The sequence below is a fragment of the Caulobacter sp. GW821-FHT12A07 genome, from assembly GCF_058807655.1.
In genome coordinates this window covers 66,591-81,412 of record NZ_JBXAQX010000010.1, presented here as the reverse complement: position 1 = coordinate 81,412, position 14,822 = coordinate 66,591, and the positions used below count along the sequence as shown (strand labels likewise).

General features: G+C 70.5%; 10 protein-coding genes. 4 read left to right on the top strand and 6 right to left on the bottom strand.

Annotated features, from left to right (window positions below; genetic code table 11):
• The first annotated feature begins 245 nt into the window (after positions 1-245).
• A complete protein-coding gene (locus tag AC1RRS_RS18940) occupies positions 246-1,349 on the top strand; it encodes a YeiH family protein (protein ID WP_492856453.1) in 1,104 nt (367 codons plus the stop codon).
• A 169-nt stretch (positions 1,350-1,518) separates the two neighbouring features.
• Here AC1RRS_RS18940 and AC1RRS_RS18935 read toward each other — a convergent pair whose 3' ends face one another.
• Positions 1,519-2,199: an arylesterase gene (locus AC1RRS_RS18935; protein WP_492856451.1), complete on the bottom strand. Its 681-nt coding sequence runs from the start codon at positions 2,197-2,199 to the stop codon at positions 1,519-1,521.
• Positions 2,186-3,310: a D-alanyl-D-alanine carboxypeptidase family protein gene (locus tag AC1RRS_RS18930; protein WP_492856450.1), complete on the bottom strand. Its 1,125-nt coding sequence runs from the start codon at positions 3,308-3,310 to the stop codon at positions 2,186-2,188. Before AC1RRS_RS18930 ends, AC1RRS_RS18935 begins: the two co-directional genes overlap by 14 nt.
• 75 nt (positions 3,311-3,385) lie before the next feature.
• On the opposite strand from AC1RRS_RS18930, the gene AC1RRS_RS18925 reads away from it, so the two are divergent.
• Positions 3,386-4,465, top strand: a complete 1,080-nt coding sequence (locus tag AC1RRS_RS18925; RefSeq protein WP_492856449.1) for a L,D-transpeptidase family protein — start codon at positions 3,386-3,388, stop codon at positions 4,463-4,465.
• Between the two features lie 1,288 nt (positions 4,466-5,753).
• Positions 5,754-7,205, top strand: a complete 1,452-nt coding sequence (locus AC1RRS_RS18920) for a carotenoid oxygenase family protein (protein ID WP_492856448.1) — start codon at positions 5,754-5,756, stop codon at positions 7,203-7,205.
• 227 nt (positions 7,206-7,432) lie between these two features.
• Here the strand turns inward: AC1RRS_RS18920 and AC1RRS_RS18915 are convergent, their stop codons facing one another.
• Together AC1RRS_RS18915 and AC1RRS_RS18910 are read right to left on the bottom strand one after the other, a co-directional pair.
• The gene (locus tag AC1RRS_RS18915; RefSeq protein WP_492856447.1) at positions 7,433-8,224 is read right to left on the bottom strand and encodes a DUF1295 domain-containing protein; all 792 of its coding nucleotides are present in this window, start codon (positions 8,222-8,224) and stop codon (positions 7,433-7,435) included.
• A 1-nt stretch (position 8,225) separates the two neighbouring features.
• Positions 8,226-9,446 (bottom strand): acetyl-CoA acetyltransferase, encoded by a 1,221-nt coding sequence (locus AC1RRS_RS18910; RefSeq protein WP_492856446.1) that lies wholly within the window; start codon positions 9,444-9,446, stop codon positions 8,226-8,228.
• Between the two features lie 119 nt (positions 9,447-9,565).
• Between AC1RRS_RS18910 and AC1RRS_RS18905 the strand changes: the two genes are divergently transcribed.
• Complete coding sequence (locus tag AC1RRS_RS18905) at positions 9,566-10,495, top strand: winged helix-turn-helix transcriptional regulator (protein WP_492856445.1); 930 nt, start codon at positions 9,566-9,568, stop codon at positions 10,493-10,495.
• A gap of 132 nt (positions 10,496-10,627) precedes the next feature.
• Here the strand turns inward: AC1RRS_RS18905 and AC1RRS_RS18900 are convergent, their stop codons facing one another.
• Positions 10,628-13,747, bottom strand: coding sequence for an efflux RND transporter permease subunit (locus tag AC1RRS_RS18900; RefSeq protein WP_492856444.1), 3,120 nt, complete (start codon positions 13,745-13,747; stop codon positions 10,628-10,630).
• The gene (locus AC1RRS_RS18895; RefSeq protein ID WP_492856443.1) at positions 13,747-14,814 is read right to left on the bottom strand and encodes an efflux RND transporter periplasmic adaptor subunit; all 1,068 of its coding nucleotides are present in this window, start codon (positions 14,812-14,814) and stop codon (positions 13,747-13,749) included. The genes AC1RRS_RS18900 and AC1RRS_RS18895 overlap by 1 nt, the downstream gene beginning before the upstream one ends.
• Positions 14,815-14,822: the final 8 nt, after the last annotated feature.

Sequence of the window (14,822 nt, the reverse complement as noted above, 5' to 3'; positions counted from 1 at the left end):
CTCCCCTTGCGGGAGAGGGTGGCCTCCCGGAGGGAGGTCGGGTGAGGGGTCTCTCCAAACTCAAAGCGCGTACGGCGGATAGGCTGGGCGAGGCGACAGCCGTTTGAGAGACCCCTCATCCGTCGCCTTTCGGCGACACCTTCTCCCGCAAGGGGAGAAGGGCTGGAGGGTGATCTTGCCATCCCGGCCATCAGAGCCCAGACGAAAGGCGTCGTCGGCATGGCGACTCGTCAAAGGGCCTGGCGATGAATTCCGATCTCGACACCGACGCGGCCGCCGCGCGGGCGCTGTTCCAATCGCTGGAAGGCATGGAGGGCCTGTCGCGCCCCGAGCCCGCGACCGCCGCCAAGGCGCGGTTCCCCGGCCAGGCGGCGTTGATCAAGCTCTATCCCGGCGTGCTGGTGGCCGGGACCATCGCCCTGGCCTCGACCTGGCTGGCCCAGCACTACGGCGCGCCGGTGATGCTGTTCTCGCTGCTGCTGGGCATGACGTTCCACTTTCTGCACCAGGAAGGGCGCTGCGTTCCGGGCATCGAGTTCTCGTCCAAGGCCATACTGCGGTTCGGCGTCGCCCTGCTGGGCGCCCGGATCACGGCGGGGCAGATCCTGAGCCTGGGCCTGACCCCGATCGTGACGGTGATCGTGGCGGTGGTCTCGACGATCCTGCTGGGGGCGTTCCTGTCGAAGCGGATGGGGTTGCGGCAGGGCTTCGGCGTGCTGTCGGGCGGGGCGGTGGGCATCTGCGGCGCCTCGGCGGCCCTGGCCATCGCGTCCGTCTTGCCGCGCGACAAGGACGGCGAGCGCGACACGATCCTGACCGTGGTGGTGGTCACCACCCTGTCGACCATCGCGATGATCACCTATCCGCTGCTGACGGCGGCCCTGCATCTGGACCAGACCAAGGCCGGGGTGTTCCTGGGCGGCACGATCCACGACGTCGCCCAGGTGGTCGGGGCCGGCTACATGATCTCGCCCCACACCGGCGACGTGGCGACCTATGTGAAGCTGCTGCGCGTCTCGATGCTGCTGCCGGTGGTGTTCGCCATCGCCTTCCTGGCGGCGCGGATGCTGCCGGGCGGCGGGGCGGGGGCCAGGCCGCAGCTGCCGCTGTTCCTGGTGGCCTTCGCGGCCCTGGTGGTGGTGAACAGCCTGGGCTGGCTGCCGAAGATCGCGGTCGACGGCGCGGCCGAGATCAGCCGCTGGTGCCTGGTCACGGCGATCGCGGGCCTGGGCATGAAGACCTCGTTCAAGGACGTGATGACCGCCGGCTGGAGGCCCGTGGCGCTGATGGTCGTGGAGACGGCCTGGATCGCCGGGGTGGTGCTGGTGGCGGTGGAGTTCTTCCTTTGAGGTCCTTCTCCCCTTGCGGGAGAAGGTGTCGGCGATAGCCGACGGATGAGGGGTCTCTCAAACTTCGGACGCCGCGCCCGGTCGATCCGCTAGTCGCGACGGACAGGATTTTTGACCCCTCACCCGACCTCCCTTCGGGAGGCCACCCTCTCCCGCAAGGGGAGAGGGATTATTTGATCGCCACCACCGTCCCCCGCGCCAGGGCCTGGGCCACGACCGGCGCGAGGTTGGCCGCGATCACCCGCGCGCCCTCGGCATTGGGGTGGATGCCGTCGTTTTGCATGTAGCGGCGCGAGCCGCCGATGCCGGCCAGGAGGTTGGGCAGCAGGGGGACGGCGAAGTCGCGGGCGAGATCGGTGTAGACGGCGTTGAAGCGGCGGGCGTAGTCGGCGCCGAGCAGGGCCGGGGCGTTGACGCCGGCCAGGACGGCGGGGATGCGCCGCTCGCGCAGGCGGGTGAGGATGGCGCGGAGATTGGCCCGCGTCGCCTCGGGGCGCAGGCCTTGCAGCAGGTCGTTGCCGCCCAGGGCCACGACGCAGAGGGTGGTGTCGGCGCCCAACGCCCCTTCGAGGCGGGAGAGACCGCCGGCGCTGGTGTCGCCGTTGCGGCCGGCGGCGCGCACCTGGACGCTGACGCCCCGCGCCGCCAGGGCCGCCTGCAAGCGGGCCGGCATCGCCTCGCCGGGACGCACGCCCAGGCCGGCGGTGATCGAGTCGCCCAGCACGGTGACGATCGGCGGGCGCGGCGGCGCGGCCACGCGCGGCGCCGCCAGGACCGAACTGGCGGGGAGGGCGAAGAGGCCGGCCAAGATCTCGCGCCGGCCGGGCATGTGAGCGTCAGCGAACTTCATGCGTCTTACTTGGGGAGGCTTTCTGGCCGGGTTGAGGCGCAGGCGCCCCCTGATCGAGAGGTTGTGATCCTTCTTGAGGCAGGCTTGAGATCGGCACGCCGGGCAGGGGCGGCTCGCCCGTCCATTCCCAGTGCCAGGGCTCGAACACGTAGTTGACGAAGCCGAAGCGGCCGGCGTTGACCACCAGCCAGCGATAGACGTCCGACCGGGCCATGAAGCGGCGGTTGTCGTCGGCGCTGGAGTCGGGGCCGTAGCCCGGGGCGGCGGCGACGAAGAGGTCGACGGCGAGGCCCGTGCGGTGGGCCGAGCAGATGGTGCGGCTGACGCCCTGGCAGTTGTTGTCGCGGGCGCAGCGGGCGGCGTCGGCGGCCGGGTCGCGGAAGCTGGAGAAGATGGTCAGCACGCGCGGGTCGCGGGCCGAGACCACGCCGTCCTTGCGGGCAGCCTCGACCAGCCGGCGATAGGCGTCCAGCGCGCCGGGCCGCAGATAGGCCGGCTTGCTCCCATAGACCTCGTCGGAACGGGCGGCCGAGAGGCCTGACTGTGCGGGCGCGTTGGGGCATTCGCCGCGGGCGTTGATGGCCGCGAAGGGGCGGGCCAGGGTCCAGCGGGTCTTCATGACGTCGAAGGTGGCCGCATCGAGCACGCCGGTGGGCGCCAGGCGATGGGCCGCCTGCCAGCCGGCCAGGGCGCCGGCGAAGCGGGTCGTGCCGGGGCCGCAGGCGGTGGCCAGCTCGGCGCCGATGCGCGGGGCGTAGATGGTCCAGCCGACCTCCTGCCGGCCGAACGGCGCCCAGGAGAGGGTGTTGAGGCTGTCGGCGTTGGCCTGGGCCGCGCCGGGCGGGGCGGAGCCCTCGCAGGTCTCGTCCAGCGGCAGGGGCGCCAGGGGCGCGGCCGGCGGATCGTTGGACGGCACGTACTGCGGGGCGGCCGCGACCGGCTCGTCGGCGCCGTCGCCGGTCGGGGTCTCCGGGGCCGGCGGGGCGTTGCTCGGCCAGAGCAGCCAGGCGCCCGTCCCGACGCAGCCCGCCAGCAGCAGGACGAGCAGGATCGAGCCCAGCCGCCGGCCGCGCCGCCGTTCCCTCGTCCCCCTTCGCCATCGAGCCGCCAAGCGCACCGCCTCCGGAACTTCGCCATGGCTCAAGGCTTGAGACCTGCAAGACGTTCCTCGTGCGTGGAGTATGCGATGCCTTCGACCCTTCGTCTCGCGGCCCTGCTGGCCGGATGCGTCCTGGCGGCGGCCTGCTCGCGCGGGGAGCGGAAGGCCGAGGCGCCGCCGCCGCCCGCGGCGGCTCAGGCCCCACAGTCGTCGAAGGTCGCTTCGGCCGACCGCTCGCCCCTGGCCCAGGCCGTCGAGGCGGCCGGCCCGCAGACCGCGCCGCCGGCCGATCCGTCGATGATCGCGCCTTCCCTGGTGCGGGTGCAGGTGCTGCTCGACCGCGCCCGCTTCTCGCCGGGGTCCATCGACGGGGTCACCGGCACGAACCTGAGGCTGGCCATCGAGGCCTTCCAGCAGGCGCAGGGCCTGAGCGTCGACGGCGAGGTGACGCCCGACCTGTGGAAGGCGCTGATCGAGGCCGACGGCGGCCAGGTGCTGACCGACTACGTGATCACCCAGGAGGACGCCGACGGGCCGTACGCCAAGATGATCCCCAAGGACGACTACGAGGCGATGGCCAGGCTGCCGGCGCTTTCCTACACCAGCCCGCTGGAGGCCCTGGCCGAGCGCTTCCACATGGACGAGGCGCTGCTGCAGGCCCTCAATCCCGGCGCCGACTTCGGCAAGGCCGGGACACGCATCGCCGTGGCGGCCCTGGGTCCGCGCGAGCTGCCGGCCAAGGTGACGCGGATCGACATCGACAAGGGCGTCGGCCAGGTGCGGGCCTATGACGGTCAGGACAACCTGCTGGCGGTCTATCCGGCCACGGTGGGCAGCACCGAGCGTCCGGCCCCCAGCGGCGAGTGGGCGGTGCGCACCGTGGCGCCGCGCCCGACCTACACCTACGACCCCTCGCGCCTGACCTTTGGCAAGCCCAAGGGCAAGCTGACCATCAAGGCCGGGCCGAACAATCCGGTCGGCTCGACCTGGATCGACCTGACCAGGGACACCTACGGCATTCACGGCACGCCCGATCCGAAACTGGTCAACAAGCGCGCCTCGCACGGCTGCGTGCGCCTGACCAACTGGGACGCGCAGCAACTGGGGGCTGCGGTGGAGAAGGGAGCCAAGGTGCGGTTCCTGGGCGAGGAGGCGAGGGGGGAGTAGGGGCCCTTCTCCCCTTGCGGGAGAAGGTGGGGTCGCTCGCGAGGAACCTCCCCCTCTGGGGGAGGCGATCGCGTAGCGATCGGAGGGGGGAGTTGGTGGGCTATCGACCACGGCCTCGAAAGCTGAAAACGGCCCCCCACCGGCCTTCGGCCGCCTCCCCCACAGGGGGAGGTTCCTTGAGCGCATGACTTCTCGATCTCACGCGGTGAACCGCTGAGCTGATGAAGGGGAACGGAGCGCCCGGGCGACGCCCGGAGGTGTGTAGACAGATACCGTTTCGACGAAGCCTAGACGCTCCGCGCGGTCGTTGGACTGCCGGCTTCCCGGGCGGCGGCGCTCTTAACGCCTTACCAGGACCATCCGCCGGGTTTCCCGTTTGGACGGCGACGAGGAGAGGGGTGCTCTGTAATCCTCGCCCAAGCCGACGGCGGGCGGGCCTGGCCAGCGCCAGGTCCCGGACACGACGGATCTTCCCAATCCGCCCCAGTCCCGCTCGATCGCATCCCGCCGCCGCATGGTCGCTGGCCGCGCGCTCCTTCGGTGCGGCGAGACCCAGTGATTATGCGGCGGTTCTGAGCGCGTCTGATCCAGGGCGGTGAGAAAGTTGTAAGCGGCTGGATTGGTTGGGGTCTTTGACGCGGTCGCCGGGGATCCAGCTTCGTCTGTCCCCGTCCGCGATCCTTCTCCCCTTGCGGGAGAAGGTGGCGGCCGAAGGCCGTCGGATGAGGGGTCTCTCAAACTTGAGACGCATCACCCGGCCTGACCGCCGCACGCAGCGTTTGATTTCTGAGAGACCCCTCACCCGACCTGCTTCGCAGGCCACCCTCTCCCGCAAGGGGAGAGGGATCAGTTGTTCCGCTTTCGCGGGGATTTTACGGAGGAAGGGGATCGAGCACAGCGCCCAGTCTCGCCCCTTCCACAACTTCGTGGTCCGTCTCCCCCGCTTCACGCGGGAGGATGCGTTGTTGCGTCGCAGCATTCAGCCTTGAAATGACAACGTTGTCAGCATATATGGCGGGCGTCGGGGCAATTCGGCCCTGGCGACGAAGATGACTGGATATTCCATGCTGAGCCTGATCGCTCTGGCCGTTTCGGCCTACAAGAACCGCGCCGTCCTCTGATTTCGGCGGCTTAAGCGCCTTTTGCAGGCGTCCTAGGAAATGGCCCGCGCGCTCCGGCACGCGGGCCTTTCTTTTGTTTGCGATGCAGCAAGTCGGCCGTCGAATGATGAAGCTTGCATAACGAGACTTAGGGTCTAAGCTTCCTGGGCCAGCCTGGGGAGGACGGCATGAAAGTCGCGCGCCAACCATCGGTCCGCACATCGCTGCGGCCTACCGACCATCCGTACATGACCGGCGCCTGGACGCCTCAGCACGAGGAGCTCGACGCCGAGGACCTGGTGGTGCTGGAGGGCGCGATCCCGGCCGAGCTGGACGGGGTCTATCTGCGCAACACCGAGAACCCGGTGCACGACCCGCTGGGCCGCTACCACCCGTTCGACGGCGACGGCATGGTGCACCAGATCGACTTCCAGGGCGGCAAGGCGCGGTATCGCAACCGGTTCGTGCGCACGCGCGGTTTCGAGGCCGAGCAGGAGGCGGGCCAGAGCCTGTGGGGAGGCCTGGCCGACGGTCCGGGCACGTCTCTGCGGCCGGGCTTCGGCGCGCATGGGGGGCTGAAGGACAGCGCCAGCACCGACATCGTCGTCCACGCCGGCGAGGCGATCGCCACCTTCTACCAATGCGGCGAGGCCTATCGGCTGGACCCCCTGACGCTGGAGACCCTCGGCCCCGCGCCCTGGGCGCCGATCGACGGGGTCTCGGCCCACACCAAGGTCGATCCGGCGACCGGGGAGCTGTTGTTCTTCAACTACTCCAAGCACGCGCCCTACATGCATTACGGGGTGGTCGATCGGACGGGGCGGCGGACGCTGTACCAGCCCGTGCCGCTGCCGGGGCCGCGCCTGCCGCACGACATGGCGTTCAGCGCCAACTGGGCGATCTTCAACGACCTGCCGGTGTTCTGGGACGCGGGGCTGCTGGAGCGGGGGATCCACGCCGTGCGGCTGCACAAGGGCGTGCCGTCGCGCTTTGCTTTGGTGCCGCGCCAGGGCGGCGAGTCGCGCTGGTTCGAGGCCGCGCCGACCTATGTGCTGCACTTCCTCAACGCCTACGAAGAGGGCGACGAGGTGGTGGTCGACGGCTATTTCCAGGAGAACCCGACGCCCAGGCCCCTGGCCGGCGCGCCCGAGCAGTACGCCCACCTGATGGCCTATCTGGACGAACACAGCTTCCGGCCCAAGCTCCATCGCTGGCGGTTCAACCTGGCGACCGGGCAGACGGTCGAGCAGCGGCTGGACGACCGGGTGCTGGAGTTTGGCATGTTCAACCAGGCCTGGGCGGGCAAGCCCTATCGCTACGCCTATTCGACGACGGCCAAGCCGGGGTGGTTCCTGTTCGACGGCTTCGTCAAGCACGACCTTGTCACCGGCGAGAGCCTCGAACTGAAGCTGCCGGAAGGCCGCTACGCCAGCGAGGCGCCGTTCGCGGCGCGGCCGGGGGCGGTGGAGGAGGACGACGGCTGGCTGGTGAGCTTCGTCATCGACGAGACTGCCGGCACGTCGGAGTGTTTGATTGTCGATGCGCGGAGCATGGAGCCGGTGTGCCGGGTGGCGTTGCCGCACAAGATCAGCAGCGGGACGCACAGCGTCTGGGCGGGGCGCGAAGAACTGCGCGGCTAGTTCCGCGTCCCCCAACCTCCCGTCATTCCCGCCCTTGTGGCGGGAACCCCTCTGTCGGGCGCAAGGGCGAGTGGGGCGGATCGCAGGCGATCCGCTTGCGCCTCACATGCGAGCGGAACCAGGGTTTCCCGCCACAAGGGCGGGAATGACGGGAAGTTTGGGTGGAAGCGGCCAGGGTTCCTAACCCCTCACCCTCCCATGGCTTCGCCATGGGCCCCTCCCTCTCCCTATGGGAGAGGGGTTTTCTGAGGAAACCACGGCACGAACCCCGAGGTCCGCGCCACGTACGCGGCGTAGTCCGGCCGGGTCTTCTTCAGTCGCCCCTCCGTCGTCGGCACGCCGCTCCAGCGGGTGAGGGTGATGGTCAGCAGGATCGGGCCGACGATCGAGGCCAGGCCCCAGGGCAGGGCTTCGGCGGCGATCAGGAAGAGGCCCCACCAGACGCAGGCGTCGCCGAAATAGTTGGGGTGGCGGGTGTAGCGCCACAGACCTTGGTCCATCACCTTGCCGGCGTTGGCCGGATCGGCCTTGAAGCGCACGAGCTGGGCGTCGCCGATCGTCTCGAAGGCGATACCGAACGCGGACAGGGCCGCGCCGATCGCGGCCAGCGGGCCGAGCGGTCCGGCCACCTGGCCCAGCTGGACGGGCAGGGCGACGACGTACTGCATGACGTATTGCAGGGCGAAAACGAGCAGCAGCGAGGCCTTGGCGAAGCTCCAGCCGCGGGCCTTCTCGGCGTGGCCCAGCATGGCGACGTAGCGGCGGTCGGCCCCGTGCTTGCGCCAGCGCCAGAAGAGATAGCCGCCCAGGCGCGCGGCCCAGACGGTGCAGAGCGCGGTCAGCAGCAGGCCGCGCGGGGTGGGCGGGCCTTGCAGGAAGGCGGTCCAGGCGACCAGGGCCATGCCGACGCCCCACCAGGCGTCGATGAAGCTGACGTCGCGGATCTTGAGCGAGACGCCCCACAGGACCAGGAAGGCCAGCGCCGAGACGGCGGCGTCGACGAGCAGGATCTGCAGCATCTCAGGTTCCGATCACCAGGCTGACCGTGGTGGTGGTCGAGCCGCCGATATTGAGGGTCTGGACCGTGTGGGCGCCCTCGACCTGGCCGTCGCCGGCCGTTCCCGTGGTCTGCTTGAAGGCGTCCAGCGCCATGCGCACCCCCGTGGCCCCGACCGGATGGCCGGCGCCGATCAGTCCGCCGGACGGATTGACCGGCAGGCGTCCACCCATGGCGATGTCGCCGGCCTCGATCGCCTTCCAGGCTTCGCCCGGCGCGGTGAGGCCCAGATGGTCGATGGCCATGTATTCGGTGATGGCGAAGCAGTCGTGGGTCTCGACGGCGTGGATCTCCGACAGGTGGCCGATCCCGGCCCGGGCGCGGGCGTCGTCGATGGCGCGGCGCACCTGCGGGAAGACGTGACCGCCCTCCTGGCTCTTGGCCAGCTTGCGGTCGAGCGGGATGGGCGCGGAGCGATGGCCCCAGCCCTTGATGCGGGGCAGGCTGTCGAGCGGGATCCCGCGGGCTTCGGCATAGGACCGGGCGCGTTCGGGCGAGGCCAGGAAGATCACCGCCGTCCCGTCGGTCACCTGGCCGCAGTCCTGCTTGCGGGTGCGGCCCTCGACGATCGGGTTGGCGACGTCGTCGGCGGTGAAGGCCTCGGGCGGAAAGCGCCAGTCGCGGGTCTGGGCGTTGGGATTGCGACGGGCGTTGGCGAAGTTGTTTTCCGAGATCGCCATCAGGTGTTCGTAACGCAGGCCGAAGCGCTGGTCGTAGACCTCGGCCAGGTCGGAGAAGGCGGCTGGCCACAGGAAGCGGGCGTCCTGGTGCTCGTGGCCGGCCCAGGCGGCCGCGCCCAGGTGCTCGGCGGCGGTCTGGCCGGAGACGTTGCGCATCTGCTCGATGCCGACCACGCAGGCCAGGTCGTAGCGGCCGGCCTCGAGCTCGGCGGCGGCCGACAGGATGGCGACGCTGCCCGAGGCGCAGGCGGCCTCGTGGCGCATGGTCGGCAGGCCGTCGAGGTCGGGATGGACCAGGCCGAAGAAGCCGCCCAGCAGGCCCTGGCCCGCGAACAGCTCGCCGGCGAAGTTGCCGACGTGGCCGGTGTCGATGTCGGAAGGCGCGAGGTCGGTGGCGGCAAGTCCCTGCGCCACCGCCTCGCTGAAAGCGTCGGCCAGGCCCCAACCCTGGCGCGACCAGTTGGCGGAAAAGTCGCTCTGCCATCCCCCCAGGATGTAGGCCATCGCACTTCTCCGCACCGGCAGGCGAGTTTCCCGTCCCCCGCTCTTGTTAGTCTCGTTATAAAAGCGACGGTGCGGCGAGGCAATTGACAGGGATGGGCGAACGCCATCACGACAGAACGATGTCGCCTGAAAACAACAGTTTTCGCACGGTGCGCGCGAGTTCGGCGGCGCGGGCTCTGAATCTGATCGGTGACCGCTGGACGCTGCTGGTGCTGTACGCGGCGTTCCGGGGCGTGAACCGGTTCGACGGCTTCGTGGCGCAGACCGGCATGGCCCGCTCGCTGCTGACCGACCGCCTGGCGCGGCTGGAGGCGGCCGGGGTGCTGGAGAAGCGGCTCTACCAGGAACGGCCGGCGCGGCATGGCTACCATCTGACCGAGAAGGGCCGGGGGCTGTTCGACGCGGCCCTGATGATCCTGCGCTGGGAGGAAAGGCGCAGCGGCGAGCCGGCCCAGCGGGTGATCCACAAGCCCTGCGGCTGCGTGCTGAAGACCGAGATGGCCTGCAAGGCCTGCGGCGGGGTGGTGAGCGCGCGCGCGGTGACGGTGGCGCCGGGACCGGGCGCGGGTTTCGATCCCGCCCCGCCGCCGCGCGCCCAGCGCCGCTCGATCGCCGAAGGGGAGGGCCGGGGCGACCCGGCGGTGGAGCGGGCCGTGGCCGTGCTCGGCGACCGCTGGACCTCGTACCTGGCGGCGGCGGCGTTCTATGGCCTGCGCCGGTTCGGCGATTTCCAGGCCGAGTTGAACGTGGCCAGCAACATCCTGTCGGACCGCCTGGGTCGGCTCGTTTCGCTGGGGGTGCTGGAGAAGGTCCGCTACCAGGAACGGCCCGAGCGCTGGGAGTATCGGCTGACCGGGGTGGGGCGCGAGCTCTTTCCGCTGATCGTGGCGCTGATGGCCTGGGGCGACCGCTGGCTGGCGGGGCCGGAAGGTCCGCCGGAGGTGCTGACGCATGTTCCGTGCGGCCAGCGGCTGGAGGCGGTGGTGATCTGCGCGGCCTGCGGCGGGATGGTGGGGCCGGAGACGACGGCGGTCGCGGAGGCGGGGTGAGACCCCCTCAGTCGCTCCGCGACAGCTCCCCCAGAGGGGGAGCATCTTCCTGGCGCAGCGTCGAACGAGATCCTCCCCCTCTGGGGGAGGTGGCCCGGAGGGCCGGAGGGGGTCTTCTCCGGCCCCTTTTGATCAGAGCCGATCCACCGGCGTCGCGGCCTCGCCCGAGGCTTCCCGCGGCGTGGTCCAGCGGGCCATCTTGGGGGTGATCCAGCGTTCGAAGTCGTCGATGACCTCGTAGACCACCGGCACCAGCACCAGCGACAGGATGGTCGAGGTGATCAGGCCGCCGATCACGGCCACGGCCATGGGCTGGCGGAACTCCGAGCCTTGGCCGAGGCCCAGGGCGGTGGGCAGCATGCCGGCCATCATGGCCAGGGTGGTCATGACGATCGGGCGGGCCCGTTCGTGGCAGGCGTCGATCAGGGCCTCGCGCTGGCTCATGCCGGCCCGCTCCTGTTCGATGGCGTACTCGACCAGCAGGATCGAGTTCTTGGCCGCCAGGCCCATCAGCATCAGGAAGCCGATCAGCGAGGGCATCGACAGCGGCTGGCCGCAGACCACCAGCGCCACCAGGGCGCCGCTGATCGCCAGCGGCAGCGCCGAGAGGATGGTGATCGGCTTGAAGAAGCTGCGGAACAGCAGCACCAGCACGCCGAACACCAGGCCCACGGCCGACAGCAAGGCCACCGCGAAGCCCGTGAAGAGCTCGGTGAAGGCCTCCTGGTCGCCGGCCGAGGCTGGGGCCACGCCGGCGGGCATGTTCTTCATGGTCGGTAGGGCGTTGATCTCGGCCAGGGCCTGACCCAGCTGGGCGCCGCCGTTGAGGTCTGCCTCGATGGTCAGCTGCCGCTTGCGGCCGAAGCGGTCGATCTTGGCGGGACCGGCCTGGAAGCTGATGTCGGCGACGCTGTCGAGGCGGGTGATCCCGCCGGCGGCGGTGGGCACCTGCAAGGCGCCGATGGCCGCCAGATCCGACCGCGCGCCTTCCGGCAGGCGGATGCGGATCGGGATCCGGCGCTCGCCCTGGGTCATCTTGGCGACGTTGGCGTCGATGTCGCCCACCGTGGCCACGCGGGCGATGGAGGCGATGTCGGTGACCGAGACGCCGAGGCGCGCGGCCTCGTCGGCGCGGGGCCGGATGACGATCTCCGGACCGCTGGGCGGCGAGGACGGACGCGGGTCGGCGACGGTCTTCAGGCCGCGCATCTCGCGCTCGATCTGGAGAGCGGCCTTGTCGAGGGCCGCGCCGTCGTCCGAGGTGATGATGTTCTGGATGTCGGACGAGCCCCAGTCGCCCTGGAGGTTGACGCGGGCGTCGGGGATGTCGCGCAGGCCGGCGCGGATCTCCTGCTTGATCTCCGTCACGGTCAGCTTGCGGTCGCCCTTGAGCACCACGGTGACGGTGCCGTCGCGGACGTCGGCGCCGCTCTGGCCGCTGAAGCCGCTGGCGATGTTGGAGCCGACCTGGACGAAGACGTGGGCGGTCTCGGGCCGGGCCGCGAACATCTTCGTCGCCGCCTGGGCCGTGCGGTCCATGTCGGCGATGGTCGCGCCGGGCGGGCCTTGCAGCTTGATGTAGTAGTAGTTGGCGTTGCCGGCCGGCTGGAAGCCGACGGCCAGGACGCCGATCGAGGCCAGGAAGCCGGCGCCGGCGATCGAGCCCAGGGTCAGGACGCCGCCGATGATGAAGGCGATGATCCGGTGGTCGAGCGCCCAGTCGAGGCTCTTGCGATAGAGGCCCTCGAACGGCTTGCGCTCGTGCGGGCGCAGGACGGGCTTGAGGAAGTAGGCGGCCAGCAGCGGCGTCAGCAGGCGGGCCACGACCAGCGAGAACAGCACCGCGACGGCGACCGTCAGGCCGAATTCCTTGAAGAACTGGCCGGGGATGCCGGGCATGTACGACACCGGCACGAACACCGCGACGATGGTGAAGGTGGTGGCCACGACCGCCAGGCCGATGGCGTCGGCCCCCTCCATCGCCGCGTGATAGGGCCGCTGGCCCTTGGCGACGCGTTTTTCGATGTTCTCGATCTCGACGATGGCGTCGTCGACGAGGATGCCGATGACCAGGGTCAGGGCCAGCAGGGTGACGACGTTCAGCGAGAAGCCGACCATGCCCATGAAGGCGAAGGTCGGGATCAGCGACACCGGCATGGCGATGGCGGTGATCAGGGTGGCGCGCCACTCGCGCAGGAACAGGAACACCACCAGCGAGGCCAGCAGCATGCCTTCCAGCAGGGTGTGCTTGGTGGCCTCGAAGCTGGCGCGGGTCTCGTCGACGGTGGAGTAGATCTTGGTGAAGGCGACGCCCTGGTTCTTCTGGCCCAGGGTCTCGACGGCCTGCTTGACGCGGTCCTCGACCTCGACGTCGCTGGACTCGCGGGTCTTCATCACCTGGAAGGCGACGACGGGCTTGCCGTCGAGGCGGGCGAAGCCGCGTTCCTCGCCGGCGCCCTGGCCGACGTCGGCGACGTCGGTCAGCTTCACGTAGCGCGAGCCGACCGGGATGGTGATCTGCTGCAGCTGCTCCAGGGTGTTGGCCGCGCCGAGCACCCGCAGGGTCTGCTCGCGACCGCCGACGCTGGCCCGGCCGCCGGGGGCGTCGAGGCTGAAATTGGCCAGGGCCTGGTTGAGCTGGGGCGCGGTCACGCCGAAGGCGGCCATGCGGGCCGGATCGAGGACGACGTTGATCTCGCGCTCGGCGCCGCCGACGCGGGCCACCTGGGCCACGCCCTTTTCGCCCTGGAGGGCGCGGGTGATGGTGTCGTCGACGAACCACGACAGGTCGGCCGTGCTCATCGACGGGGCCGAGACCGCGTAGGTGATGATCGGGGCGCTGTCGATCTCGAGCCGCTGGACGATCGGCTCGTCGACCTCCTTGGGCAGGCTGGCGCGGGCCTGATCGACCTTGGAGCGGACCTCGTCGGTGACCTTCTGCAGGTCTTCGCCGAGCTCGAACTCGATGGTGGTGGTCGAGGCGCCCTGCGTCACCGAGGAGCGGATCGTCTTGACGTTGGAGATGCCCGAGACCGCGTCCTCGACGACGCGGGTGACCTGGGTCTCCAGTTCGCCCGGGGCCGCGCCGCTCTGGGTGACCGAGACGGTCACGGCCGGGAAGGTGACGTTCGGGAACTGCTTGACCGGCAGCGACAGGTAGGCCCCGACGCCGGCGATGATCAGGGCGATGAAGACGACCGCGACCGGGATCGGGTTCCTGATCGACCAGGCTGAGATGCGGAGGTCGGCCATCAGTTGGCGGCCTTCTGCCCGTTGGCGGCCACCGGGATCGGCTTGACGACGTCGCCGTCGCCGATGAAGGCGCCCGAGCCGATGACGACGCGCGCGCCGGGGGCGGGGCCCTGGACCAGCTCGACCCAGCCGCCGCCGCGGCGGCCGGTGCGGACCGGAACCTGCTTGGCGCGGTTCTGGGCGTCGATGACGACCACCGACAGGCCCGAGGCGTCGTAGCGGATGGCCGCTTCGGGCACGGCGACGACCGCCGCGCCCGAGGCGCCGAAGATCGCCTTGCCGAAGCCGCCGGCGCGCAGGTCCTCGCGCACGGGCAGGCGGATGCGCACCTTGCCCAGGCGGGTGTCGGAATTGACGCGCGGGCTGATCAGGCGGATCGCGCCCGAGACCTGCGCGCCGCCCGGCAGGGTGACGGTGGCCGGCTGGCCGACCGACAGGCCCGCCAGGTCGCTTTCGTTGACGTCGGCTTCCAGTTCGACGAGGCCGTCGCGGACGATGCGGAACCAGGCCGTCGTGCCGCTGCCGGCGATCTCGCCCGGCTTGACGCCGCGTTCGATGACCCGGCCGCCGACCGGGGCGACGATGGTCAGGCGGCTCTGGCGGGTCTGGAGTTCGGCCAGCGCCGCGGCCTGGGCCTTGGCGTTGTAGCGGCGGCTTTCGATCTGCTCCTGGCTGAGCACGCCCTGGCCGTCGAGGCCCGAGACGCGGGCGGCTTCGGCCTGGGCCTGGGCGGCGACGGCGGCCTGCTGGCCGATCTGGGCGCTCAGCAGGGTGGCGTCGAGCTGCACCAGCGGCTGGCCGGCGCGCACCCAGTCGCCTTCGTCGGCGTAGATGCGGGCGACGCGGTAGCCGGAGAGCTCGGAGCCGACGGCGGCCTCGTCGCGGGCGATCAGCACGCCCGAGGCCTCGATCCCGCCGCCCAGGGGGCGGGTCTGGACCTCGCCGACGCTGACGGCGCGGGCCTGGCTGGCGGGCGCGGCCTTCTTCTCGTCCTTGCCGCCGCAAGCCGTCAGGACCAGGGCGGACGCGGTCAGCAGGGCGAGCGCGCGGGCGGTTTTCATCGTCATGGGCGGGG